Here is a 21,548-nt window from a genome sequence, read left to right on the forward strand (position 1 = left end):
AGCAGGATTTTTAAAGCGCTCTGCAATTTAACTTAAATCAACGCTATCCAATAGAACCACAAATAAACAATGTTGTCAAAAGAATAAGCTTTATCTTATTCTGTTTTCTTCAAAGTTTTTATTGAGTTTTAATGCAATGGTTCTTGTATTTCTTCTATTCCATTCAGAAAAAGATTTTAAAATAGGAATTACTGATAAGCCAAATTCTGTAAGTGAATACTCAACTTTTGGAGGTACTATTTGATGAACTTTTCTATTAACAATGCCATCAGTTTCCAACTCTTTAAGTTGCTTAGATAACATTTGTTGAGTGATAGTTTTTAATACTTTTTTTAACTCATTAAATCTTACCGTCTTTTTGTGAAACAGTGTAAATAAAATTCTTATTTTCCACTTACCGCCAAGAAAATATATAGCTCTTTCAGCTGGGCAATTAATTAATTCTTTCATATCTACTTAAATAACTATTTTATTTTAATTATCAAGGTATGTTTTTAAATACTAGTATGATTATTTTGCCTACTTGCATAATTTATAACAAATCATTAATTATGTTCCAAACTAATCGAAAGGGTAAAAATGACTAAAGGACAGAGTGCTGGTAATGGACCAATTGCAGTGGAAGTTGAAAAAGATAAATCTTATTATTGGTGTTCATGTGGACAATCAAAAAAACAACCATTTTGTGATGGATCACATAAAGGAACTGAGTTTACTCCATTGGCATACAAAGCAGAAGAAACAAAAAAAATGTTTTTCTGTGCATGTAAACAAACTAACAATGCACCATTCTGTGATGGTTCACACAATAAATAAATTATGACAAATATATTAGATTTAGTAGCAAGGTTTTTTATTTCACTTATTTTTTTATTAAGTGGAATAAATAAAATTGGAAACTATGAAGGAACTGTTGGTTGGATGGAGTCCTCAGGTATGCCTGGTATTTTTTTAATCCCAGCAATCATATTGGAAATCGGTGCTTCATTACTAATAATAGCAGGATATAAAGTTAAAATTTCAGCAGCTTTGCTAAGTGTATTTTGTATGGCCACTGCGATTATTTTTCATAGTGATTTAAGTGATCAAATGCACTTTATTTCATTTATGAAAAACATTGGTCTTGCTGGAGGATTTTTATTTCTTGTTGTTAATGGAGCTAAAGATTTTAGTCTTGATAAAAAGTTTCGAAATTAAATGTCAAATATAGAAGTAAGTAAAATTATAGAGCCTATTCCAGCATCAGATGGTGCTGGGGTAAAATTAAAAAGAAGTATTGGTGTTGAGCCAAATTATTTTGATCCATTTTTAATGTTAGATGAGTTTGGATCAGAAAATAGTGAGGATTACATCGCAGGTTTTCCACCCCACCCTCACAGAGGAATTGAAACAGTTACTTATATGCTAGCCGGAGATTTTGAACATAAAGATAGTACTGGTGGAGAAGGTAGAATGACTGCTGGAGATGTTCAGTGGATGAAAACAGGAAGTGGAATAATTCATTCTGAAATGCCAGCAATGAAAGAAGGTAAGCTTCATGGTTTTCAATTATGGGTAAATATGCCTGCTAAATTGAAGATGAGTAAGCCAGAATATATTTATATTGATGCAGATAAAATGAGCGTTCATAAAGATGAAGATAAACAAGTTAAAGTCATAGCTGGTAAATTTGAAAATGCTGAAGGCCCTATTAAAGGTCATAATGTTGAACCAGTTTATTTTGACGTTAAATTAAATAAAGATAAAGAGTTTAAATTTAAATTACCATCAACTCATAATACTTTTATTTATTTAATTAATGGTGAAATTGAAATTGGTAAAAATAAACATGACAATGTTAAAGATAGTACCTTACTACTATTAACTAGAGGTGAGGATTTAACTGTGAAAGCTAAATCAGATGCTAAGTTTTTAGTGATTTCAGGCAAACCAATTAATGAAGAAATTGCAAGAGGCGGACCCTTTGTAATGAATACTAAAGCTGAAATATTGCAAGCAGTACAAGATTATCATAATGATACATTCGTAAAATAAATTATGAAAGCTGTAAAAATTAAAAAAAATGGTGGGCCTGAAGTTTTAGAGCTTAAAGATATTACCCTAGATAAGCCAGGCACAGACCAGGTAACAATAGAACAAAAAGCTATTGGTCTTAATTATATAGATACTTACCACAGATCAGGTTTATATCCTTTAAAAATGCCAAGCGGTTTGGGTTTGGAGGGTGCAGGTGTTATTACTGAAGTTGGAGACAATGTAAAAGATTATAAAATTGGTGATAAAGTTTCTTACGCTGGTATTCCATTAGGATCTTATTCAACACACAGAAATTACCCAACAAAAAATCTTGTAAAAGTACCAAAGGGTATTGATCTTGAGGTTGCAGCAACTTTGATGACAAAAGGTTTAACTACATTTTATTTATTGCATAAAACATTTCCCGTAAATTCAGGACAAACAATTCTTTATCATGCGGCAGCTGGAGGAGTTGGTCAAATATTTGGTCAGTGGGCAAAAAGTTTAGGCTGCACAGTTATAGGTACTGTTGGTTCAGATGAAAAAATAAATATAGCAAAAGAAAATGGCTACGATCATGTAATCAATTATAATAAAGAAGATTTTGCTAAAAAAGTTTTAGAGATTACAGATGGTAAAGGTGTTCCAGTAGTTTATGACGGTGTAGGTAAAGACACTTTAGATGGATCCATTGAATGTTTGGCAACAAGAGGAATGATGGTTTCATTTGGAAATGCATCAGGACCATTATCAGATATAAATGTTCCTAAAATGCTTCAGCCAAAAGGTTTATATCTTGTGAGACCCGCTATGCAGCAATATTTATCTACTTTAGAAGAGCTAGATGAAGCATCCAAAGTAATGTTTGAAAAAATTAGTTCTGGGAAAGTAAAAATAAAAATATTTAAAAAATATAAATTAGATGAAGTAGTTCAGGCTCATCAGGATTTAGAGGGAAGAAAAATTTTAGGACCAGCAGTTCTAATTCCTAATTAACATCCACATCCATATCTGACATATGCAGTTTAAGTGCATTTGTGGAAATATGAATTTCTCTAATAAAAAATAAAATTGAAATAATCATGGACAAACAACAAGAACCAAAAATTAATCTAGCAATAAATATCTCATTTAAATAGAGACCTAATACAGTCATCATATTGAACAAAAATCCAAAAGCAGCAAACATGATTGTCCATCTAAGAAGAGTAATTCGACCACTTAAATTTATGAACTGTTTTTTCCATTCATGAGGCACATGATTTTCGTATACATGTTCGTCATGAAGCTCTCTAATTAGCTTACTAAGAGAGTGAAATCTATTACTATAGATGCTCATTAGCAAAGGAATGGCTGGAAACATTAGGGCTGTGACTGTGTAATCTATATTCATGCGAATCAGTTTGATTATGAATCTAGCCTTTGTTATTTACAAGTAAAATATTATGAACCAATTAAAACTTTTTGTTGATTTAACAAGATTAAAAAAACCTATTGGCTATATGCTTTTATTTTGGCCATGTGCATGGGGATTAACTCTTGCCTACGATTTTTCAAGCAATCTTGAAAATTATTTTTTTTATCTATTATTATTTTTTTTAGGATCAATACTAATGAGATCCGCAGGCTGTATTGTTAATGATATTTTAGATAAAGAATTTGATAAAAAAGTATTTCGAACAAAAAATCGCCCTATTGCTTCTGGTAAAATTTCAATTAAAGTTGCCATTATTTATGCTGCGATTTTGTGTTTATTAGCATTGTTTGTGCTCCTAAATTTCAATCAGTTTACAATCATTCTTGCATTAAGTTCAATGCCTTTAGCTTTCACTTACCCTTTGATGAAAAGATTTACTTATTGGCCTCAATTATTTTTAGGCATTACATTTAATTATGGTCTAATACTTGGTTGGACAGCCATTAAAAGTGAGATAGATATTGTTCCAATTGTATTCTACCTTGGAGCCATATTTTGGACACTGGGATATGACACGATTTATGGATATCAGGATATTAAAGACGATGAAATCATAGGTTTAAAATCAACTTCCATAAAGTTTAAAGGAAACGAAAAAAATTTTTTATTTATATGCTACTCTTTATTATTAATTCTTTTCTTGGTCGGGGGATATTTTATGGAATTTAATAATATTTACTATTTTCTGACAATTATTCCTTTTTTACATTTATTTTTTTATCAAATAAAAATTTTTGAATCAAAAGATCCTAAAAGTTGTCTAAAAATTTTTAAAAGCAATAATATGTTTGGTTTAATAATCTTTTTAAATATTTTAATTATCAAAAATATATAATGAAAAAAATAGAGATTTATAAGAGGCTATATAAAGATTATACAAAAAAATACTTAGATAAAATTATTCTTTCAGCTTTACTATCTATATTAGTTGCTGGAAGTACATCTGCAATTGCTTGGCTATTAGATCCCGCAATAAAAAAACTTTTTATTGAAAAAGATCAGTCCTTAATAGTTATTATACCATTATTTATCATTGTTGCTTTTACTACTAAAGGTTTGTCTCTCTATTTTGCAAAAGCAACTATGATAAGTGTTGGAGAAGAAATTAAAAAAAAACTTCAATTTGATATGATCAATACTTTAATAAAAACTGATACCCAGATTATTGATAAAAAACATTCAGGTAAATTTATCTCAAATTTAACTTACGACGTAACACACATTACTAATTTACTTAGTAATGCAATATTAACTCTCTTTAAAGATTCTCTAACTTTAATTGGTCTGCTAACAGTTATGTTTTTACAAAACTGGAAACTTGCTCTTATATCAATAGTAATGATTCCTCTAGCTAGCATTACAGCAAAAACACTTGGGAAAAGAGTTGGTAAAGTTACCACTGAAGCTCAAGAAAAATCTGGTCATTTAACAACCTATCTTGTTGAATTATTTAAAAATCATAAATTGATTAAAATTTTTCAAAAAGAAAATTTAGAAGTTAATAAAGCTGATGAATATTTAGCTGAATTGAAAGATAAAAATAAAAAAATTCAAACAGTGTTTGTAAGATTATCTCCTATCATGGAAACTCTAACAGGCATTATGATTGCTGTTTTAATTTTTTATTCTGGAAAACTTATGGCTAAAGGAGAGGTTGATATAAATAACTTTTTTTCTTTTTTAGCAGCTATGATGTTGGCTTATCAGCCGGTAAGATCACTATCAACACTCAATATGATAATCAATTCGGGTTTATCTGCTGCATCAAGAATATTACCAGTCATAGATCAAAAAAATAAAATTAAAAACTCAGAGTTTGCAAAACCTCTGGAAATAAAAAATGCGGGTATTAATTTTAATAATGTAAACTTTTCATACGAGGAGAATGAAGGACCAACATTGCAATCAATAAATTTAAAATTTGAGGGTGGAAAAATGACATCTTTAGTTGGTCACAGCGGTTCTGGTAAATCAACTATTTTAAATTTAATTCCTAGATTTTATGATGCAAAATCTGGTGATATTATTATTGATGATCAATCTATATACGGTAGCACAATAGAGTCCTTAAGGAGTGAAATTTCAATGGTTAGTCAGGAAACAACTTTATTTGATGACACGATCAAGAATAACATAAAATACGGAAGACAAGAAGCGACTGATGAAGAAGTATTTAAAGTAGCCAAATTATCATACTGTGATGAATTCATAAATAGTCTTCCAAACAAGTTTGATACTTTAATAGGAGAGAATGGTGTCAGGCTTTCTGGTGGAGAAAAACAAAGACTTTCGATAGCCAGAGCAATGATGAAACAAAGTTCAATAATTTTACTAGATGAGGCAACGTCATCTTTAGATTCGGAAACAGAGTCTAAAATTCAAGATGCTTTAAAGATTTTAACTAAGAATAAAACTACAATTGTTATTGCTCACAGATTATCAACTATACTTAGTTCAAATAATATTTATGTAATTGATAAAGGAAAAATAATTGATAATGGAAATCATGAAACTTTGATTGGAAAATCAGACTTATATAAAAATTTCTATGAAAAACAGATACAAAAATAAATATGTTTTTTCTGTATCAAATTATTTTATCATTGCTTATTTTAATATCTCCAGTCTTAATAATATTTAGAATTTACAAAGGTAAAGAAGATAAGATCAGGTTTATAGAAAAATTTAGTATTTCTTCAAAAAAAAGATCTGAAGGAAAACTTATATGGTTTCATGGAGCAAGTGTTGGGGAAATATTAAGCATTATTCCATTAATTGAGAATTATGAAAAAGACAAATCAATAAATCAAATATTACTCACATCAAGTACTTTAAGCTCATCTAAAGTATTAAAGAAATTTAAATTTAAAAAGACTATTCATCAGTTTTACCCTATAGACCATTTTTTTTTTACAGAAAAATTTTTAAAATATTGGAAACCAAATTTAGCTATTTTTATTGATTCTGAAATTTGGCCCAACATGTTTAATAAGTTAGAACAAAAAAAAATATCTTTAATTTTACTAAATGCAAGAATAACAAAAAAAACTTTTTTAAGGTGGTCAATTCTTAAAAATTTTTCTCAGAAAGTTTTTGGTAAAATTTCAATTACATATCCTCAAAACCAAGAAACAAAATATTTTTTAAAAAAATTAAAAGTAAAAAAAATAAAGACTATTGGTAATCTAAAATTTGCTGAACATGATATTAAAACAACAACTAAGCTAAATCCTAATTTTAAAAATAGAAAAATTTGGATTGCATCTAGTACTCATTCTGATGAAGAAATTTTTTGTGCAAAAACACATCTGCGACTTAAAAAGAAAGTAAAAAATCTATTAACAATTTTAATTCCAAGACATGTACATAGAGCTAAAAAAATAAAATCTGAATTGGAGAATTTGAAACTGAATGTTATTAACCATAGCTCAAATAAAAAAGACTTAAAAAATGCTGATATTTATATTGTAGATACATTTGGTGAAACTAAAAAATTTCATAAAATCGGTTGCTCAGTTTTTATAGGTGGATCTATTATAAGCAGGGGTGGTCAAAATCCATTGGAGGCTGCTAGATATGGTGCAAGAATATTACATGGTCCAAATATTGATAATTTCAAAGATATTTACAAAACTCTTTCAAATTTAAAAATTTCCAAAAAAATTACTAATTCAAATGAGTTAGCTTCGCAAATCATTTTTAAGAGAAATAAAAACCAAGGAGATAAAATTAAAAAAATAGGAGTAAAGATTTTAAAAGAAACTATAAATGATTTGGATAAACTAATTAAAAATGAATTTAAAAAAACCTAAGTTTTGGGACTTTAAAAAACCTAGTATACTTGCATATTTATTACTTCCGATTTCGTATTTATTTAAATTAATTAGATTATTTAAAATAGAATCAAACATAAAAAAATCAAAGATTAAAACCATTTGTGTTGGCAACATTTATCTGGGTGGAACAGGCAAAACTTCTTTAAGTATCAAAATTAATGAAATTTTAACTGAAAAAAAAATTAAATCATGTTTTGTTAAAAAATTTTACTCAACTCAATTTGATGAACAAAAACTATTAGAAAGTAGAGGAAAACTTTTCACTTCCTCTAAAAGAATTGACGCGATTAATATTGCAGAAAATGAAGGTTATGATGTGGCAATATTAGATGATGGACTTCAAGATAGTTCTATAAATTATGATTTAAGATTTGTATGTTTTAATAATATTAATTGGATCGGTAATGGTTTCACCATACCAGCTGGCCCATTGAGAGAAAGCATAAATAACTTAAAAAATTATAAACATATTTTTTTAAATGGAAATTTAGAAAACTTAGACAATATTAAGAAACATATATATAAAATAAATCCAAATATAAATCTCTATATAGGAAAGTACATTCCTTTAGATATTGAAAAATTTAATAAAGATAAAAATTATTTAGTATTTTCTGGAATAGGCAATCATCAAACTTTCATATCAATGTTAAGAGAATATAAATTTAATGTTGTTAAAGATATTGAGTTTCCAGACCATTATAAGTATAACAATTTTGATATTAATAAGATCCAAAAACTATCAGATAATTTAAATTGTCAAATTATAACAACTGAAAAAGATTATTTAAGATTAGATAAGGAAAAAATTCATAATATCAATTTTATTAAATCAGAATTAAAAATTTTAGATGAGGAAAAACTGATTTCCACTATATTAAACAAAAATGAAAATAATTAAGTATTTCTTACAGTTTCTATTTATAATTATTTTATTTTCTCTATTTAAAATATTGGGATTAAACATGTCATCTGCTCTAGGTGGTAAATTATTCGAAAAAATTGGTCCATTATTTCGATCAAAAAAATTAATTCATTCTAATCTTAAAAAAGCTTTCCCTAATATTGAATCAGATGACTTAGATAAAACAACAAAAAAAATGTGGAATAATTATGGAAGAGTATTTGCTGAATACATGTTTATTAAGCATTTTAGAGAAGATGCATCAAATAAAAATATTAAAATTGAAGGTCAAGAAATACTTGAAGATATTAAAAGAAAAAATAAATCAGTTGTTTTTATTTCAGGACATCTTAGTAATTTTGAACTAATGGCTATGCATATTGAAAAATCAGGAATCAAATTATCTGCAATATACAGACCACTAAATAATTTTTTTTTAAACAAGATAATGGAGAGAATAAGAAAAAAATATATTTGCAAATATCAAATTAAAAAAGGTATAGGAGGGATGAAAAAACTTATACACTTAAAAAAATTAGACTATTCGTCAGCTCTAATGATTGACCAAAGGGTTTCACAAGGAATAGAGTCAGATTTTTTTGGTCAAAAAGCACTAACAACTACTATTCCAGCACAATTGGTTAAAAAATTTAATATTCCAGTGGTTCCTATATTTATTGAGAGGATAAACAATACTAATTTTAAGATAATTATAAAAAATCCAATCATATTTGATAAAGAGGAAACAACCCAAAATATTACTGACAGATTAAATTTAGTACTTGAAAAAATGATAGTCTATAAACCAGAACAATGGATTTGGTCTCATAATCGCTGGAAATAGTATTTATTTTTTATCTAATTGCTCTTTTTTTTGAAAAGCTTCTTTGTAAGAAAAATAGGCTTCCTGTAATTCTACATTCCAATAATTCAAATTTTCAATACCTATTCTCTTTCCGGAGACAGCGCACTCAACATAATCGCCATTTTGTATAATTTGAAAATTATTAGGTAAATATTTCAATTTTGCTAATTTTTTTGTCATTTTTAGTTTATATACTTCTATATGAAAGTTGGAGTAATAGGAAGTGGTGGAAGAGAACACGCAATCTGCTTAGGCTTAAAAAACTCAAGTAAAATAGAAAAAATTTATTGTTTCCCTGGCAATGCTGGGACATCTGAGGTAGCTGAAAATGTAATTTTAAATTTAGATGATTTTGAAAATATCAAAAATTTTATATTAGATAATCAAATCGATTTAATTGTTATTGGTCCAGAAAAACCATTAGTAGATGGGCTTGTGGACTTCTTAGAGCAATTTAATATAAAAGTATTTGGTCCAAATAAAATAGCATCACAACTTGAAGGATCAAAAATATTTACAAAACAACTTTGTCAAAAATATAATATACCAACAGCTAAGTTTGGGATATTTCAAAATAAACAAGATGCAAAAAAATTTTTAGAAAAAACAGAGTATCCAATTGTAATAAAAGCAGATAATTTAGCATCAGGAAAAGGTGTTTATATTTGTAATGATGACAAAGAAGCGAAAATTGCAGTCAACGAAATTTTTGATGGAAAATTTGGTCTAGCTAAAAATTTATTAATTGAAGAATTTCTTAATGGTGAAGAAATGAGCTACTTTATAGTAAGTGATGGTCTAATTTATAAAAATTTTGGGACAGCACAAGATCATAAAAGAGTATTAGAGGGAGATAGAGGTAAAAATACTGGTGGTATGGGCGCATATTCACCTTCAAGATTAATATCAGAAGATATTGAAAGTAAGATTATTAATAAAATTATCAAACCTACATTAAAGGGTTTAGCTGAACATGGTACTAGATACAAAGGATTTTTATATGCTGGATTGATGATAGTAAATAATGAACCTTTTTTAATTGAATACAACGTACGGATGGGTGATCCAGAATGTCAAACAATATTACCAAAATTAAAAACAGATTTATCTGAAGTTTTGTTAGCTTGTTGTAATGAAAGTCTTGATAAAGTAAATCTTGATTGGCAGAATAAAAAAAGTTTGTGTGTAGTAGTTTGCTCAAATGGATATCCAGATGAGTTCAAAAAAAATATCAAAATTGAAAATTTAAAATCTATCAATCTTCGGTCTCAAGATTATTTGTTTCATGCAGGTACTACCAAAAAAAATGATGAAGTTTATGCTACAGGTGGAAGAGTTTTAAGTTTTGTATCCCTTTCAGATAATTTTAATGAAGCTAAAATGAGTATTACAAAAAATCTAGATAAATTGAATTGGTCAGGTGGTTTTTTCAGGAAAGATATTGGGTACAAAGTTATTAAATAATGAGAATAATAGCTGGAACTTTTAGAGGTAAAAAAATTCTTGAACCAAAAGATGCTTTAACAAGACCACTTAAAGACCTTACAAAAGAATCTATTTTCAACATTCTTAATCACTCTAATAAATTTGAGATAAATTTAAAAAATTCAAATATTCTAGATTTATTTTCTGGAGTAGGTTCATTTGGAATTGAGTGTCTCTCTAGAGGTGCAAAACAAGTTGTTTTTGCAGAAAAATATAATGTTGTGTTACCTATATTAAAAAAAAATTTACAAAGTTTAAAATTAATTGAAAATTTTGAAATTATTGAAAAAGATATTTATGATATTAATTTTTTTAAAAGTTTAAATAAAAAATTTGATGTCATTTTTATGGATCCACCATATAAAAATAAAAATTTAGATCTCTTGCTTAATAACATTAAAAATGAAAATGTTTTAAACGAAAAAGGAGTCTTAGTTGTGCACAGACATAAAAATGAAAAAGACTTAATTCCAGGGAAATTAAAAGTTATTGAGGAAAAAAAATATGGCTTATCTAAAATAATTTTTTTAAGTATTTCTAATTAACAATTTTTTTGTTTCGACTTTTATCAATTCTACAGCAGGTTGATCATATGGATTTAAATTCATTGATTGACCAATTAAAATTGTTTCTAAAATAAAAAAACAAAACAACTCTCCCAAAGTTTTTTCATCTCTTTTTTTGATTTTAAAACTTCGGAATGGAATGTTTTTCTTTTTAAAGACATTTTCGGTTGCTTTTCTTTGTGCTAGTGTAATTTGAGATAAATTTTTATTTTTTAAATAATATTGGGATGACAATATAGTGTTATTTTTTATTTTTTGCGAATTTGGTTTGTCGACATAAAAAAAAGTAAAAAAATTATTTTTAAAACCATCTAAATATAATTGCATTGTACTGTGATTGTCTTTGGGCATATTTGAAACTACCGGCAATAAACCTTTTTTTTTCTTACCTAAACTTTCAGCAATTAATTGCTGATACCAATTAAATAAATTTTCAGATCTTGCATCGTAATTAATTATTACTGAATTAAATTTTTTCTTTTTTATAAAATATAATGTTGAACTAACATTTGAAATTAATGAATTAATAAATTTTTTATTTTTAATTAAATTATTCAACTGTCTAAAATTACTTGCTTTTAAACCCATTAATTCTGCTGGTAACATTCCAACTTCTGATAATACAGAATATCTTCCTCCAATATAATTATTATGATGAATGATGTCTGACTTTAATTTTTCAGCTAAACTAAATAGATAGCTATCTTTATTTTCTGTAATAAAAATATTTCTATCTTTTTTTTTTATTAAAATATTTGCATTAACTACCGTTTCAATAGTGTTGCCAGACTTAGAAACAATTAAGTTTGTATATTTTTTTTTCTCTTTAATTTGAACAGTTTGAAGATTGTCAGCGAATACAAAATTTTTTCTTATTTTATGTTTTAAAAAATCATAAATTGCTTGTGTGCCAAGTGAAGATCCTCCCATCCCAATCACTCGATAATCTATTTTTTTTTTATATTTATGTAAAAGTTTTTTGGTAAAATTATTTTTATAATTTTGACTTAAAGAATTTAAAACTTCATTTTTTGATTTTAATATAGATATAAGATTTTTTTTTACTAAAGTTGAATTCTTTTTAATCTTAAAATTAACAAAATTAATTCCTTTAGTTAACATCAATTCTTTTTAATTTTTTTTAAAATTGAACCTTCAAAAGATGAATTCTTTTTATTTAAATCTTCACTAATCTCCTCTTGTTTTGATTTCGAAATTAAAGATTTTATATCTTTAGTCTCTTTTTCTATTTTTTCTTCATTGGGTATTGGAAGCTCATTATAGTCAGGGGGCATTACAAGTGGTGATTTTTTTTCAACTAAAAACTCATCACTATTATTTTTTTTTGATTGCTAAACCCATTTTTTATAGTGCCGCATGATGAGAGAATTATAGCAATACTGATTGCAATATAAAATTTAAACAGCTTCATTACTTTTATTATTATCAATTAATTCAATCAAAATCATAAAAAATACACCTAAGCTGATAAAAATATCTGCTACATTAAAAATAAACCAATGAAATTCTCCTATATGAAAATCAATGAAGTCGGGAACAGCTTTATAAAAGACTCGATCATATAGATTTCCAATAGCTCCAGCAAATATCATCAATAAAGGATATTTTTTAATATTATTATTTTTAATTATCATAAAAAAAATGATCAAAACTATTATTGCAATAAACAAACTCAATAAATTATACAAACTATTTTGGTCAAATGATAATAGACCAAACGCTATACCTTCATTCCATACTAGAGTGATGTTTAAATATTTAGATTGGTATAATTCAGATGAATAATTAATTTTATCTAAATGCAATACATATATTTTTGAGAATCTATCTAAAATAAAAATTAAAAAAACAACAGCTGAATTAATATAAAAATTTTTAGTTAGGTATCTTGCTATCATTAAGAGTGTCTAGGGCAAAGTTCTTCACTTATTTTCCAACAAACAGGACATTTAGAACCTTTGGCTTTTATAGTATTTACTTCTACTTCAGTAATTGTTGAAAAAGAAATTGTTGCTTTAGATGTAATACATAGTTCAGAAAAATCTATATTTTTTGCAATATCCTTAAACTTATCATTTAAATCAATTTTTAATTCAGCTTCTAAACTAGATCCAATTTCTTTACTTGCTCTTTTTTCTTCAATACTAATATTGCAAATATTTCTTATTTTAATCAATTCTTGCCATTTATTATTTAAAGCTTCATTTTTAAATGAACTAGGAAAGTTTAAAAATCTTTCTAAATGAATACTTTTATTATTTTTAGAAATTAATCTAAAAATTTCTTCAGTTGTAAATGAAAGAATTGGTGCAAACCACTTTAGCAATGCATTTAAAATTATATTTAATAAAATTATTGTTGATTGTCTTTTTTGACTGTCAAACTCATCACAATATAGTGTGTCTTTTCTAATATCAAAATAGAGAGCTGACAAGTCAACTGTACAAAAATTTAGAAGTTCTTTATACAAATTGTGAAAGTCATAATTTTTAAAATAATTTTTAAATTTATTGTTTAATGAATAAATTTTATGAATCATGAATTGTTCTAGCTCAGGCAAGTCAGATAAATTTATTTTTTCTAAGTCAATTTTTTCAAAATTATCATTAAGATTACCAAGCAAATATCTAAATGTATTTCTAATTTTTCTATAAGAGTCTGCATGTTGATCAAGAATAGAATGATCAATTCTTAAATCCTCTGCATAATTTGAAGAGGCCACCCAAATTCTTAATATATCTGCTCCATACTTTTTTAAAATATCTTCAGGAGCAATAACATTGCCTAGAGATTTTGACATTTTTAATCCTTTACCATCTACAACAAAACCATGAGATAAAATTGACTCAAACGGTGCTTTTCCTCTAGTTCCACATGACTCTAATAGTGAAGAATGAAACCATCCTCTGTGTTGGTCAGATCCTTCTAGATACATTGATGCTGGCCATTTTAAATCTTCTCTTTTTTCTAAAACAAATGAATGAGTAGAGCCACTATCAAACCATACCTCAACAATATCGCTTAATTTTTCATAATCATCTGCTTTATATTTGTTTCCTAAAAATCTTTGAGGGTCATCAGAGAACCAACAATCTGATCCTTCTTTTTCATAAATATTTGCAATATTTTCGTTCACCTCATCATCAATAAGTATTTCTTTTGTTTTTTTGTTAACAAAAATTGGAAGAGGTACTCCCCAAACTCTTTGCCTTGAGACACACCAATCAGGTCTAGTTTCTATCATCGATTTCAATCTTTCTTTTCCTTTGCTTGGATAAAAAGTTGTTTCATCTAAAGCCTTTAAAGCTTTTTCTCTTAACTTGTGACTTTCCATTGAGATAAACCATTGTGGAGTTGCTCTATGAACGAGTGGTGCTTTTGATCTCCATGAGTGTGGATATGAATGAACTAATTCTCCGTTAAACAATAATTTTTTTTGTTCTTTAAGTTTTTCAATGACAATTGGATTTGCCTTGAAAATATGATTGCCCTCAAATAAATGAACATTTTTTGTATATTTTCCATCACCATCAACGGTCTCAATAGCTTTAATACCGTGATTTAAACATAAGTTAAAATCATCAGGACCATGACTTGGTGCACAATGAACTATGCCTGTTCCCTGTTCTGTTGTTACAAACCTTGCTTCAAGCATTGGGATGTCGAATTGATAGCCTAAATCAAAAAAAGGGTGATTGCAAATTGTGTCTTTTAATTCTTTTCCTTTAAATTTTTTAATCTCTTTAAAATCTTTGATTGAACAATCTTTAATTACAGATTCTATTAGTGCTTCTGCAATTACTATTTTTCTATTTTTGAAATCACCATCGTCATTTAACTGTATCAATACGTAATCAAGAGCCTCATTATAAGCTAAAGCTTTATTTGCTGGGATTGTCCATGGAGTTGTTGTCCATATAATAATTTCACTTCCTTCTAGCTCTTTAACATTAGATGATTTAACTGAGAAAGATGTATAAATTGTATCAGATTTATGGTCTTGATACTCAACTTCTGCATCTGCAAGAGCTGTCTTTTCAACAGTAGACCATAAGACTGGTTTAAATCCTCTGTACAAACTTCCTTCTTTTAAAAACTTTCCAAGCTCTCTGACAATCTGAGCCTCTGCATCAAAACTCATTGTGGAATAATAATTTTCCCAGTCACCAATAACACCCAATCGCTTAAACTGACCTTTGTGAACTTCAATCCATTTTTGTGCAAAAGATCTACATTCTTTTCTAAATTCAACTATTGGAACTTCATTTTTATTTTTCTTATTTTTTTTATATTGCTCCTCTATCTTCCATTCGATTGGTAATCCATGACAATCCCACCCCGGAACATAAATAGAGTCCTTTCCATCCATTTGATGAAACTTTACAATTATATCTTTTAAAATTTTATTAAGTGCCGTACCCATATGAATATTGCCATTTGCATATGGAGGCCCATCATGAAGAACAAATTTTTCTTTTCCATTACTTGATTTTCTAAGTTCTTTATAAAGTTCTATTTTTTTCCAATATTCTAAAATTTCAGGCTCTCTAATTGATAAATTTGCCTTCATAGAAAATGCTGTTTTGGGAAGATTTATTTGTGATTTACTCATTTTACTTTTTTTGCTGTTATTAAATCTGTTTTAATTTGAGATTTTAATTCATTTATATTTTTAAATTTTTTTTCTTTTCTTATAAATTTTAAAAAATTAACTGATAAGTGCTTATTGTATAGATTTCCAGAAAAATTAAATAAATGAACCTCCAATAGGATTTTTTTTTGGTTAAATGTTGGTCTGTATCCAAGATTTGCTATTCCTTTTAAAGATTTAAGATTATTCTTTCTTAGAACACTAACCGCGTAAACTCCGGGTTGAGCCAAAACATAGTCATCAATATCTATATTACAGGTTGGGAAACCAATTGTTTTTCCAACTTGTCTGCCTTTTTTAACAATTCCTTCAATAGTCCATTTTCTGTTCAGAAGTTTATTAGCCTTACTCAAAAATCCTTTTTCTAAAAAACCTCTTATCAAAGATGATGAAACTATCTTATTGTTAATCAATAGTGGTTTTGGTTTAATAACCTTGTAATTAAACCTAACTTCATTTTGAATTAAAAATTTTACATCTCCTTCTCTTTTATTTCCAAACTTAAAATTATTACTTACAAATATAAATCTAGCATCTAATTTTTGTGAAAGAATGTTTTTAACAAAACTAATTGATTTCGTTTTAGAAAAAATTTTATCAAATTTTTTTGTTATAACAAAATCAACATCATGGTTTTTTAATAAATTAAGTTTTTGATTTACACTAGATAATCTAAAATTTTTTAATGACTTATTAAAAAACATTTTTGGCATTGGGTCGAAATTAATCACACCAATTTTTGCATTATATTTTTTTTTATATTTTTGAGCTAATTTAATTAATTTTTGATGACCCAAATGTACCCCATCAAAGTTACCAATTAAAATTATAGATCCTTTATGACATTTATTAATATCAAAATTTTTATATAATTTTACCATGTTAAATCTGATTGTATAAAATTAACAATTGACTCGTATTGTTTTGATACTTCCTCTATCCCATTATCTATTATTTCATTTTTGTGAACTCCATTAGAAATTAATAGTGAGTCATAATTTAAAAGATTTGCCCCTTTAATATCAGTATTAAGGTTATCTCCAATTGATAAGATTTTTTTGTTTTTATTGTCTATTGATTGATTGTAAACCTCTGGATATGGCTTGCCAAAATAAACAACCTCTCCTCCCAATTTTTCAAATACCATAGCAACAGATCCCGCACATAATTCTCTTCTATTTCCTCTATCAACTATTAAATCAGGATTCGTACAAATCATCTTTTTATCAATGTGTTTTTCTAATAAATCTTTATAATAATTTAAATCTTGATCATAATCATCAAACAAACCAGTACATAAAAAATATTGGCATTGATCAATTTCTTTGGATTTGTTATTTCTAAAGTCATTAAATAAATCAAAATCTCTAGGTGGGCCAATATGATAAAATCTTTTTAAAGAATAAAATTTTTTAATAAAATTTAATGCTGCTTCACCTGAAGTAAAAACTTTATCTCTAAATTTCTTTTCCAATCCCATTTTTTCTAAAAATTCTTTAACTGGTTGAATGGGTCTTGGTGCATTTGTTAATAAAATAAAATTTTTATTAATTTCTAATAATTTTTTAAGAGTAAAAATTGCACCTTCATGAAGTTTAATCCCATTATGAATTACTCCCCACAGATCTATATAAAAAAGATCGTAATTATCAGCAATTGACTGCAAGCCTATGGAATCTAAATTTTTAGTCATATTTTAAGGTATAAACCATAAAATCGCTAATTTCCTATGATTTTTCATAACTTATTTTTCATATTATCTTGAAAAAGTTTGGTCAGTATCTATATGAAGCTCATATTTAATAAGGAGAATTTATGAAATTTAAACCGTTACACGATAGAGTATTAATTGAAGTTTTAGATAGCAGCGAAAAAACTGCTGGTGGAATAATTATCCCAGATACAGCCCAAGAAAAACCTCAAGAGGGCAAAGTAGTTGCTGTTGGTGGTGGAGCTAAAACTGAAGATGGAAAATTAATTCCAATGGATGTTAAAGTTGGTGACAAAGTTTTATTTGGCAAATGGTCAGGAACTGAAGTCAAAATTGATGGTAAAGAATACAGCATAATGAAAGAGTCAGACATTATGGGTATTTCAGGTAAATAATTTAATTTAAAGGAGAAAATGAAATGGCAAAAATAATTAAATTTGACGCTGAAGCTAGAGCGGCAATGATGAGAGGTGTCAACATTTTGGCTGATACTGTTAAAGTTACTTTAGGTCCAAAAGGCAGAAATGTTGTTATGGATAAGTCGTATGGTGCACCAAGAATTACTAAAGATGGTGTTTCTGTTGCTAAAGAAATTGATCTTGAAGATAAATTTGAAAACATGGGTGCGCAAATGGTTAAGGAAGTTGCTAGTAAAACTAATGAGGAAGCTGGTGATGGTACAACTACTGCAACAATTTTGGCTCAAGCTATTGTAAGAGAAGGTATTAAATATGTTACTGCTGGAATGAATCCTATGGATGTAAAAAGAGGAATTGATGCAGCTGTAGAAAATGTAAAAGAAAACTTAATTGCTTCTGCTAAAAAAGTAAAAGATAGTGATGAGATTGCCCAGGTTGGAACAATTTCTTCAAATGGTGATAAAGAAATTGGATCAATGATTGCAAAAGCTATGCAAAAAGTTGGTAACGAAGGTGTGATTACTGTTGAAGAAGCTAAAGGAATTGAAACTGAACTAGATGTTGTTGAGGGTATGCAATTTGATAGAGGTTACTTATCTCCATACTTTATTACTAACAGTGATAAAATGACTACTGAGTTGGAAAATCCCTTTATCTTATTACACGAAAGCAAATTAACTAACTTACAACCAATGGTTCCATTGTTAGAAGCTGTTGTACAATCAGGTAGACCTTTAATGATTATCTCAGAAGACGTTGAGGGAGAAGCATTAGCTACTTTAGTTGTAAACAAACTAAGAGGTGGATTAAAAGTTGTTGCTGTTAAAGCCCCAGGATTTGGTGATAGAAGAAAAGCTATGCTTGAAGATATTGCTATACTAACTGGTGGCCAAGTAATTTCCCAAGATCTTGGAATTAAACTTGAAAATGTAAAACTTGAAGACCTTGGATCTTGTAAAAAGATTAAAGTTGATAAAGATAACAGTACAATTGTTAGTGGTAGTGGTAAAAAATCAGATATCGCAGCAAGATGTGACTCAATTAAAAAACAAGTTGACGAAACAACATCTGACTACGATAGAGAAAAACTTCAAGAAAGACTTGCTAAATTAGCAGGTGGTGTTGCAGTTATAAAAGTTGGTGGTGCAACTGAAGTTGAAGTTAAAGAAAGAAAAGATAGAGTTGAAGATGCTTTAAATGCAACTAGAGCCGCTGTTGAAGAAGGTATTGTAACAGGTGGTGGTTGTGCTCTTCTATATGCTGCTCAAAATCTTGAGAAAGTAAAAGTAAAAGGTGATGATCAAAAAGCGGGAGTGGATCTTGTAAGAAAAGCATTAGAAGCTCCTATCAGACAGATTACTAAAAATGCTGGTGTAGATGGTTCAGTAGTAGTTGGTAAATTGTTAGAGCAGAAAAAAACATCATATGGTTATGATGCTCAAAGCGAAGAGTATTGTGATATGTTTGCAAAAGGTATCATTGACCCAGTTAAGGTTGTGAGAACTGCTCTTCAAGATGCTGCTTCTATCTCTGGATTATTAGTTACTACAGAAGCTATGATTGCTGACAAACCCGAGGAAAAAGATGCTGCTGGCGGAATGCCTGCTGGTATGCCTGGTGGAATGGGTGGCATGGGTGGCATGGGTGGCATGGGAATGTAATCCCACTCTTTTCTAAAAAAAATTTAAAGGCCATCTTTTTAGATGGCCTTTTTTTTTAATAAAATGATATAATTAAAGTATGTCAAAAAGATATAGTGGAAAATCATTCAAAGATTCTAGTGCTAGCAAAAAACCAAAATTAAGTCTTAAAGAAAAGAGAAAGCAAAAAAAAGAAAAGATTAAAAAATCTTAAGATTTAGCTCTTTTTTTACTGTGTTTTTTAAAGCTAAAGTTTTTAGGTCTACTATTTCGGCTCTTAAATTTTTTCTTTCCTTTTGAACCAAAGCTTTTTTTTTCTGAATCTGTGGATGTACTTTCTGCAGGTTTTCTTCCAAAATACTTTGGATTGTTTGTGAAACCAACTGGTTTTGAGTTATTTTTTTTTGTAAAACTTGATTTTCCTTTAAAGCCAAAACTTTTTTTCTCTCCATCTCTTGATGGTTTATCTCTAAAACTTGATTTTCCTTTAAAGCCAAAACTTTTTTTCTCTCCATCTCTTGATGGTTTATCTGATCTACTTTTGCCATAAGATTTTGATATGCCTCTAAAACTTGACGATCGATCTTGTCTTCCCTTTCCAAAAGATTTTTTTTCATCTCTAGCTTTTCTTTTTTTATTATTTGGTCCCTTGCCTCTTCTTTTATTTTTTGAGTCCCTTCTTAAACCACTGGGCGCTAGTTTGAAATTTGGATCAATTAATTTATTTATTGAATTCCACATTATTCTATCATCGGGTGTTAAAAATGTTAAAGCAGATCCTTCAGATCCTGCTCTAGCAGTTCTTCCTATTCTATGAACATAATCTTCTGGAACTTGAGGTAGATCATAATTTATAACATGTTGAATTAAAGGAATATCAAGACCTCTAGCCGCAACATCTGTTGCAATTAAAATTCTCTTTAATCCTTTTCTAAAAGAATTAATAACACGATCTCTTTTGCTTTGACGAAGATCACCATGAATTGCATCAGCTGAATGTCCTTCTTCTTTTAGTTTTTTAACCATCTTATCAGCACCTCTTTTAGTCTTAACAAAAACAAGTATGGAACCTTTTCTAGCTAAAAATTGATCAACTAATTCATCGTATTTATTTTCTTTAAAAACTTGAAGAGTTTCTTGTTTAATCTTTGCAATTGGAAGCGATGTGGCTCCAGTAGATATTCTTTCAGGTTTATTTAAATATCTTTCTGAAATTCTTAAAATATTATTAGGTAAAGTTGCAGAAAATAATAATGTTTGATGTTCCTTTGGTACAAATTTTAAAACCATTTCAATTTGTGGTGTAAAGCCCATATCCAGCATTCTGTCAGTTTCATCTAAAACCAAATACTTTGTGGCTGATAAATTTAGGCTTTTTCTTTTTAGATGATCATTAATTCTTCCTGGAGTTCCAACTATTATTCTGGATCTATTACCTAGTTGTCTCAGCTGTTTCTGCATCGACTCTCCACCAATAAGCAAAGCTGATTTGATATTTATTTTATCACTTATAATGCTTTTAATTGCCTCCATTACTTGGGTGGCTAATTCTCTGGTTGGACACATAACAAGTGCAAAAGCATTTTTGTCTAAAATCAACTTATTAATTAAGGGAATACTGAAAGCCAAAGTTTTGCCTGTTCCTGTTTGTGCTGTGCCTAAAATATCTTTACCTTCCAAAGCAACAGGTATTGCCATACCTTGAATAGGAGTTGGTTTTGTAAAATTCATTTTTTGTAATGAATTTTTTAATGCATCTTCTATTTTAAGTAATTTAAAATTTTCCATTTAATGATTTAGAAATTTTGATCTTGATTCTATGTTGCTGCTAATTTTATTGCGATATCTATATGTTTTTAAAACAATCACAAGAAATGAATTCTTTATTAAAGTCTATTTACCCAGTAATTACTGTCTTTTTTTAAGTTTTCAAATCAAAGAATTAATGTATAAGAGC

General features: G+C 27.9%; 22 protein-coding genes and 1 pseudogene. 13 read left to right on the forward strand and 10 right to left on the reverse strand.

Going from position 1 to position 21,548, the window contains the following annotated elements; translation table 11 throughout:
- Nucleotides 1-90 precede the first annotated feature (90 nt).
- Nucleotides 91-450, reverse strand: a complete 360-nt coding sequence (locus ACIJYB_RS06255) for a winged helix-turn-helix transcriptional regulator (RefSeq protein WP_435150643.1) — start codon at nucleotides 448-450, stop codon at nucleotides 91-93.
- Nucleotides 451-579: 129 nt separating this feature from the next.
- Here ACIJYB_RS06255 and ACIJYB_RS06260 point away from each other — a divergent pair, with 129 nt between their 5' ends.
- The 4 genes from ACIJYB_RS06260 to ACIJYB_RS06275 are packed head-to-tail and all read left to right on the forward strand — an operon-like array spanning nucleotide 580 to nucleotide 3,012.
- A complete protein-coding gene (locus ACIJYB_RS06260; protein ID WP_435113635.1) occupies nucleotides 580-816 on the forward strand; it encodes a CDGSH iron-sulfur domain-containing protein in 237 nt (78 codons plus the stop codon).
- Between the two features lie 3 nt (nucleotides 817-819).
- Nucleotides 820-1,197 (forward strand): DoxX family protein, encoded by a 378-nt coding sequence (locus tag ACIJYB_RS06265; protein ID WP_435150644.1) that lies wholly within the window; start codon nucleotides 820-822, stop codon nucleotides 1,195-1,197.
- Nucleotides 1,198-2,034 (forward strand): pirin family protein, encoded by an 837-nt coding sequence (locus tag ACIJYB_RS06270; protein WP_435150646.1) that lies wholly within the window; start codon nucleotides 1,198-1,200, stop codon nucleotides 2,032-2,034.
- A gap of 3 nt (nucleotides 2,035-2,037) precedes the next feature.
- Nucleotides 2,038-3,012, forward strand: coding sequence for a quinone oxidoreductase family protein (locus ACIJYB_RS06275; protein WP_435150648.1), 975 nt, complete (start codon nucleotides 2,038-2,040; stop codon nucleotides 3,010-3,012).
- Here ACIJYB_RS06275 and ACIJYB_RS06280 read toward each other — a convergent pair.
- A complete protein-coding gene (locus ACIJYB_RS06280; RefSeq protein ID WP_435150650.1) occupies nucleotides 3,005-3,409 on the reverse strand; it encodes a DUF2721 domain-containing protein in 405 nt (134 codons plus the stop codon). The genes ACIJYB_RS06275 and ACIJYB_RS06280 overlap by 8 nt on opposite strands.
- Before the next feature lie 52 nt (nucleotides 3,410-3,461).
- On the opposite strand from ACIJYB_RS06280, the gene ubiA reads away from it, so the two are divergent.
- The 5 genes from ubiA to ACIJYB_RS06305 are packed head-to-tail and all read left to right on the forward strand — an operon-like array spanning nucleotide 3,462 to nucleotide 9,077.
- A complete protein-coding gene (gene ubiA / locus ACIJYB_RS06285; RefSeq protein WP_435150651.1) occupies nucleotides 3,462-4,328 on the forward strand; it encodes a 4-hydroxybenzoate octaprenyltransferase in 867 nt (288 codons plus the stop codon).
- On the forward strand, nucleotides 4,328-6,064 hold the full coding sequence (locus ACIJYB_RS06290) for an ABC transporter ATP-binding protein (RefSeq protein ID WP_435150653.1): 1,737 nt from the start codon (nucleotides 4,328-4,330) through the stop codon (nucleotides 6,062-6,064). The genes ubiA and ACIJYB_RS06290 overlap by 1 nt, the downstream gene beginning before the upstream one ends.
- Nucleotides 6,065-6,066: 2 nt before the next feature.
- The gene (locus ACIJYB_RS06295) at nucleotides 6,067-7,305 is read left to right on the forward strand and encodes a 3-deoxy-D-manno-octulosonic acid transferase (RefSeq protein ID WP_435150655.1); all 1,239 of its coding nucleotides are present in this window, start codon (nucleotides 6,067-6,069) and stop codon (nucleotides 7,303-7,305) included.
- A complete protein-coding gene (gene lpxK, locus ACIJYB_RS06300) occupies nucleotides 7,286-8,230 on the forward strand; it encodes a tetraacyldisaccharide 4'-kinase (protein WP_435150657.1) in 945 nt (314 codons plus the stop codon). The genes ACIJYB_RS06295 and lpxK overlap by 20 nt, the downstream gene beginning before the upstream one ends.
- Nucleotides 8,217-9,077, forward strand: coding sequence for a lysophospholipid acyltransferase family protein (locus ACIJYB_RS06305; RefSeq protein ID WP_435150659.1), 861 nt, complete (start codon nucleotides 8,217-8,219; stop codon nucleotides 9,075-9,077). The genes lpxK and ACIJYB_RS06305 overlap by 14 nt, the downstream gene beginning before the upstream one ends.
- A gap of 3 nt (nucleotides 9,078-9,080) precedes the next feature.
- Here the strand turns inward: ACIJYB_RS06305 and ACIJYB_RS06310 are convergent, their stop codons facing one another.
- Nucleotides 9,081-9,278 (reverse strand): DUF2093 domain-containing protein, encoded by a 198-nt coding sequence (locus ACIJYB_RS06310; RefSeq protein ID WP_435150660.1) that lies wholly within the window; start codon nucleotides 9,276-9,278, stop codon nucleotides 9,081-9,083.
- 21 nt (nucleotides 9,279-9,299) lie between these two features.
- On the opposite strand from ACIJYB_RS06310, the gene purD reads away from it, so the two are divergent.
- Nucleotides 9,300-10,562 carry a phosphoribosylamine--glycine ligase gene (purD, locus tag ACIJYB_RS06315; RefSeq protein WP_435150662.1) on the forward strand — a complete coding sequence of 421 codons (1,263 nt, stop codon included), beginning with the start codon at nucleotides 9,300-9,302 and terminating at the stop codon, nucleotides 10,560-10,562.
- Nucleotides 10,562-11,128 carry a 16S rRNA (guanine(966)-N(2))-methyltransferase RsmD gene (gene rsmD, locus ACIJYB_RS06320; RefSeq protein WP_435150664.1) on the forward strand — a complete coding sequence of 189 codons (567 nt, stop codon included), beginning with the start codon at nucleotides 10,562-10,564 and terminating at the stop codon, nucleotides 11,126-11,128. The genes purD and rsmD overlap by 1 nt, the downstream gene beginning before the upstream one ends.
- Here rsmD and ACIJYB_RS06325 read toward each other — a convergent pair.
- From ACIJYB_RS06325 to ACIJYB_RS06350, 6 genes and pseudogenes are all read right to left on the reverse strand, one after another.
- Complete coding sequence (locus ACIJYB_RS06325; RefSeq protein ID WP_435150666.1) at nucleotides 11,111-12,271, reverse strand: glucose-6-phosphate isomerase; 1,161 nt, start codon at nucleotides 12,269-12,271, stop codon at nucleotides 11,111-11,113. The genes rsmD and ACIJYB_RS06325 overlap by 18 nt on opposite strands.
- A pseudogene (locus ACIJYB_RS06330) lies at nucleotides 12,271-12,486 on the reverse strand (DUF3035 domain-containing protein); the annotation flags it as partial. The gene ACIJYB_RS06325 and the pseudogene ACIJYB_RS06330, both read right to left, overlap by 1 nt.
- 81 nt (nucleotides 12,487-12,567) lie before the next feature.
- Nucleotides 12,568-13,068, reverse strand: coding sequence for a signal peptidase II (lspA, locus tag ACIJYB_RS06335; RefSeq protein ID WP_435150668.1), 501 nt, complete (start codon nucleotides 13,066-13,068; stop codon nucleotides 12,568-12,570).
- Complete coding sequence (gene ileS / locus ACIJYB_RS06340) at nucleotides 13,068-15,782, reverse strand: isoleucine--tRNA ligase (protein WP_435150670.1); 2,715 nt, start codon at nucleotides 15,780-15,782, stop codon at nucleotides 13,068-13,070. The genes lspA and ileS overlap by 1 nt, the downstream gene beginning before the upstream one ends.
- On the reverse strand, nucleotides 15,779-16,702 hold the full coding sequence (locus ACIJYB_RS06345; RefSeq protein WP_435150671.1) for a bifunctional riboflavin kinase/FAD synthetase: 924 nt from the start codon (nucleotides 16,700-16,702) through the stop codon (nucleotides 15,779-15,781). Before ACIJYB_RS06345 ends, ileS begins: the two co-directional genes overlap by 4 nt.
- Nucleotides 16,696-17,514: a TIGR01459 family HAD-type hydrolase gene (locus ACIJYB_RS06350; RefSeq protein ID WP_435150672.1), complete on the reverse strand. Its 819-nt coding sequence runs from the start codon at nucleotides 17,512-17,514 to the stop codon at nucleotides 16,696-16,698. The genes ACIJYB_RS06345 and ACIJYB_RS06350 overlap by 7 nt, the downstream gene beginning before the upstream one ends.
- 122 nt (nucleotides 17,515-17,636) lie before the next feature.
- Between ACIJYB_RS06350 and groES the strand changes: the two genes are divergently transcribed.
- On the forward strand, nucleotides 17,637-17,927 hold the full coding sequence (gene groES, locus ACIJYB_RS06355; protein ID WP_008546060.1) for a co-chaperone GroES: 291 nt from the start codon (nucleotides 17,637-17,639) through the stop codon (nucleotides 17,925-17,927).
- Between the two features lie 23 nt (nucleotides 17,928-17,950).
- Nucleotides 17,951-19,612: a chaperonin GroEL gene (groL, locus tag ACIJYB_RS06360; RefSeq protein ID WP_435150673.1), complete on the forward strand. Its 1,662-nt coding sequence runs from the start codon at nucleotides 17,951-17,953 to the stop codon at nucleotides 19,610-19,612.
- A gap of 189 nt (nucleotides 19,613-19,801) precedes the next feature.
- On the opposite strand, the gene ACIJYB_RS06365 is transcribed toward groL, so the two are convergent.
- Nucleotides 19,802-21,379, reverse strand: a complete 1,578-nt coding sequence (locus ACIJYB_RS06365) for a DEAD/DEAH box helicase (RefSeq protein WP_435150674.1) — start codon at nucleotides 21,377-21,379, stop codon at nucleotides 19,802-19,804.
- Between the last annotated feature and the right edge of the window lie 169 nt (nucleotides 21,380-21,548).

The sequence above is a fragment of the Candidatus Pelagibacter bacterium nBUS_44 genome, from assembly GCF_051200895.1.
Classification (GTDB): domain Bacteria; phylum Pseudomonadota; class Alphaproteobacteria; order Pelagibacterales; family Pelagibacteraceae; genus Pelagibacter.

Excerpts from the sequence above, each read along its gene's own strand:
- ACIJYB_RS06295 (WP_435150655.1), top strand. The coding sequence starts at position 6,067 with ATGTTTTTTCTGTATCAAATTATTTTATCATTGCTTATTTTAATATCT.
- groES (WP_008546060.1), top strand. The coding sequence starts at position 17,637 with ATGAAATTTAAACCGTTACACGATAGAGTATTAATTGAAGTTTTAGAT.
- ACIJYB_RS06345 (WP_435150671.1), bottom strand. The coding sequence starts at position 16,702 with ATGGTAAAATTATATAAAAATTTTGATATTAATAAATGTCATAAAGGA.
- purD (WP_435150662.1), top strand. The coding sequence starts at position 9,300 with ATGAAAGTTGGAGTAATAGGAAGTGGTGGAAGAGAACACGCAATCTGC.
- rsmD (WP_435150664.1), top strand. The coding sequence starts at position 10,562 with ATGAGAATAATAGCTGGAACTTTTAGAGGTAAAAAAATTCTTGAACCA.
- ubiA (WP_435150651.1), top strand. The coding sequence starts at position 3,462 with ATGAACCAATTAAAACTTTTTGTTGATTTAACAAGATTAAAAAAACCT.
- ACIJYB_RS06280 (WP_435150650.1), bottom strand. The coding sequence starts at position 3,409 with ATGAATATAGATTACACAGTCACAGCCCTAATGTTTCCAGCCATTCCT.
- ACIJYB_RS06265 (WP_435150644.1), top strand. The coding sequence starts at position 820 with ATGACAAATATATTAGATTTAGTAGCAAGGTTTTTTATTTCACTTATT.
- ACIJYB_RS06270 (WP_435150646.1), top strand. The coding sequence starts at position 1,198 with ATGTCAAATATAGAAGTAAGTAAAATTATAGAGCCTATTCCAGCATCA.
- ACIJYB_RS06260 (WP_435113635.1), top strand. The coding sequence starts at position 580 with ATGACTAAAGGACAGAGTGCTGGTAATGGACCAATTGCAGTGGAAGTT.
- ACIJYB_RS06255 (WP_435150643.1), bottom strand. The coding sequence starts at position 450 with ATGAAAGAATTAATTAATTGCCCAGCTGAAAGAGCTATATATTTTCTT.
- ACIJYB_RS06350 (WP_435150672.1), bottom strand. The coding sequence starts at position 17,514 with ATGACTAAAAATTTAGATTCCATAGGCTTGCAGTCAATTGCTGATAAT.
- ACIJYB_RS06365 (WP_435150674.1), bottom strand. The coding sequence starts at position 21,379 with ATGGAAAATTTTAAATTACTTAAAATAGAAGATGCATTAAAAAATTCA.
- ACIJYB_RS06310 (WP_435150660.1), bottom strand. The coding sequence starts at position 9,278 with ATGACAAAAAAATTAGCAAAATTGAAATATTTACCTAATAATTTTCAA.
- groL (WP_435150673.1), top strand. The coding sequence starts at position 17,951 with ATGGCAAAAATAATTAAATTTGACGCTGAAGCTAGAGCGGCAATGATG.
- lspA (WP_435150668.1), bottom strand. The coding sequence starts at position 13,068 with ATGATAGCAAGATACCTAACTAAAAATTTTTATATTAATTCAGCTGTT.
- ACIJYB_RS06305 (WP_435150659.1), top strand. The coding sequence starts at position 8,217 with ATGAAAATAATTAAGTATTTCTTACAGTTTCTATTTATAATTATTTTA.
- ACIJYB_RS06325 (WP_435150666.1), bottom strand. The coding sequence starts at position 12,271 with ATGTTAACTAAAGGAATTAATTTTGTTAATTTTAAGATTAAAAAGAAT.
- ACIJYB_RS06290 (WP_435150653.1), top strand. The coding sequence starts at position 4,328 with ATGAAAAAAATAGAGATTTATAAGAGGCTATATAAAGATTATACAAAA.
- ileS (WP_435150670.1), bottom strand. The coding sequence starts at position 15,782 with ATGAGTAAATCACAAATAAATCTTCCCAAAACAGCATTTTCTATGAAG.
- ACIJYB_RS06275 (WP_435150648.1), top strand. The coding sequence starts at position 2,038 with ATGAAAGCTGTAAAAATTAAAAAAAATGGTGGGCCTGAAGTTTTAGAG.
- lpxK (WP_435150657.1), top strand. The coding sequence starts at position 7,286 with ATGAATTTAAAAAAACCTAAGTTTTGGGACTTTAAAAAACCTAGTATA.